1 protein-coding gene and 1 pseudogene are annotated in these 2,162 nt (G+C 73.9%); both read right to left on the bottom strand.

Features of this window, described 5'->3' with window-relative positions; all coding sequences use genetic code 11:
* On the bottom strand, positions 1-1,001 hold a 1,001-nt coding region (locus GT042_RS39580), incomplete at its 3' end, for a protein kinase (RefSeq protein WP_345944016.1).
* A gap of 263 nt (positions 1,002-1,264) precedes the next feature.
* Positions 1,265-2,162, bottom strand: a pseudogene (locus GT042_RS33260) (serine/threonine protein kinase); the annotation flags it as partial.

Genomic DNA, 2,162 nt, shown 5'->3' with positions numbered 1-2,162 from the left:
GCGCGGATGTCCCCCGACGCGTTGCCGCTGGGAAGCGCCGGCTGGCCTCCGTAGGGCGCCGGGATCCCCGGGGTGCCGTGCTGGGGCCGCGGCATCGCTCCCGACGTCCCCGAGGACCCGCCGTACGGCACCCCGGCCGTCTGCCCCGGCAGTTCGGGGCCGGCCGCGCCGTACCCGTACCCGGACTGTCCCTGCTCCGAGCGCGGGAGGCCCGGCAGCCCGGGAGCCACGGGCCCGGGCTCGGCCGGCTCGGGATCCTGGGGGCCGGGAGCGGACACCTCGTGCACCGGCGGATCCTCGGCCCGCGTGTCGTGCCGCATGTCGGTCCGCGTGTCGTGCCCGGCCTCCCAGGGCGCGCCGGGCTGTTCCGCGGCGGGCTCCGGCGGGAGCGGCATGCCCGGCACGCCGGGGGCCGTCGGCACCGGCGCGTACCCGCAGAGCGCCTCTTCCGCCGCGCCCGCCGCGAGCCCGGTCAGCACCACCCGGCCGTCGTCGCAGACGAGCACCGTGCGCGCGGTGATGTTGCGGTGGGTCCAGCCGTGGCCGTGCAGCACCCGGACCGCCGTGAGCACGTCGGCGGCGATCTCCGCCGCCCGGTACGGGTTGAGGGGCCGCTCGGCGAGCAGCGCCGCCAGCGGGCGCGCGGCGATCAGTTCGCTGACGATCCACAGCGACCCGGACTCGGCGAACACGTCGAAGACCTGGTCGAGCCGGGGGTGGTCGGGGATCTGCGCGGCGGTCTGCGCGGCCTCGATGGCCCGCCGCACCGCCGGGTCGGTGGGCCTGCGCGGCTCGCGCCCCGAGGCACGCCGGGGCGCCGCGCCGCCGTCCGCGTCGATGACCTCCGCCTCCACGACCTCCGGCAACGGCACCTGCCGCACCAGGACTTCCTGGCCGCTGTACGTGTCGAAGGCCCGGGTCTCCGCGAGTTCGTACTCGTCGGAGGGTGGCAGGGGAAGGCGATAGCGGTCGGCCAGCACCCGTCCCGCGTAGTCGTCCACAGCGCCTCCCCACACACGTGCCGTCTCCCGGTCCCGGAGACCCGCGAACGGTCTCGGAGACCCACGAAACCGCCAATTCCGGTCGTTTACCGGCCCATTGTGGATGCGTACGGTTCGCGACCTCTCACGATACGTGGCCGCAGGCAAACGCGCCGCAGGGTCGGGGCAACCCGTACGGGAACGTTGGGATCCCGCAGGCCGAACAGGCCGCCTTGACACTACGAACGTGCTGCTCCAGAAGAGATTGCCCGCCTGGCGGCCCGTCAGTCCTTCGGCGCGAAGGTCTTGAAAGCCGTCTCACGGAGCGTCCGGCACGCCGCGCCGTCCCATTCGCTGTCCTTGCAGCGGATCAGGATCGCGTACCCGTGGTCGCCGTCGACCTTGAAGCCCCGGTTGAGGACCCGTACACGCTGGCCGTTCACCGTCTCGCGCCACTGCCAGTCGGCGACCGTCGGGTAGCCGTTGTACGAGACGTTCTCGATGCCGAGGTCCTGGTAGCCGGAGATACCGCCCCGGATCGCCTGCCGCTGCTGGACCCACGCGGCCTTGGCGTCGGCGCCGGGGCTGCTGGTGTAGTCGACCTGGACGCGCGGGAGGCCGTCCCTGACGAGGCTGTACTTCCCACCGGAGTTCTCCCCCGCGATGGACTGCTTCGTGAAGCCCTTGGGCATCGCCATCGTGAAGTGGAACTGGGTGTCCGTGACCGTCGCGTATCCGGCCGGTATCTCCCCGCCGCCGCCCTTGCCCTTGTTGCTGTCCTTGCCGCCGTCCGACGAGCCGGAGTTGTCGTCCGACCCGCCGTCGCCGCCGTTGTCGCCCTCGTCGCCCTTGTCGTCCGAGGAACCGGCGGAGGCCGCCGTGTCCCCGGAGGGCTTCGGGTCGGCCGTCTTCCCGCCGTTCGGCTCCGCGCTCTGGTCCTGTCCGGTGTCCTTGCCGTCGCCGGTGCCGCTGTCGCCCGCCGTGGCCCCGGCGGAGGAGCCGGCGTCCTTGCCCTGGTCCGTACCCCCGTCGGGGCCGCCGCCCAGGGAGACGGCGAGGATCGTGCCCAGGACGGCGAGCACGGCGACGATCCCGATGATGATCAGCGTGCGCCGGGGCACCACGTCGGTGAGCGAGGCGCGCGGCGGGGCGGGGCGCGGCGGGGCGATCGGCCCTGCGGCG

Source organism: Streptomyces sp. SID3212 (genome assembly GCF_009865405.1).
Lineage (GTDB): Bacteria > Actinomycetota > Actinomycetes > Streptomycetales > Streptomycetaceae > Streptomyces.
Note: the sequence above shows the minus strand (reverse complement) of the source record. Positions and strands in the feature narration are given on the sequence as shown.